General features: G+C 59.8%; 1 protein-coding gene. It reads left to right on the top strand.

What is annotated here, in order from left to right:
- On the top strand, positions 1–366 hold a 366-nt coding region (locus AC2A06_RS18945), incomplete at both ends, for a type VI secretion system baseplate subunit TssF (RefSeq protein WP_484381309.1).

Genomic DNA, 366 nt, shown 5'->3' on the forward strand with positions numbered 1-366 from the left:
GGTGGTGGAGTTCACGCCCGACTGGCAGGAAATGAAAGAGATGATGCGCATCACCAAAGGCTTTGAGGTGCTCTCCCGCCCCATCGGGGAGAAAAAGACCCGCTGCCGGTATACCACCACCCAAGAAATCAGCTTGCAGCCGTTAGCGCTGGAGCATGCCAGGTTGACCACCGACCCGGATGGTCGCTCGGTGGTCAACTTGCGCTTTAACTGCAGCAATCTGGCGGACTGGAGCCGTATCGACCTCAGTCGCATTCCGTTCTACTTCAATGCGGATGCACCGCTGGCGTGTGCCATGCACCAGGCCTTTACCCTCAATGTGGCGCGGCTATGGCTGCGTTTGCCCGGCGAGATGGACCGCCGCCT

This window comes from Serratia sp. HNCC26DJ244 (assembly GCF_057180565.1).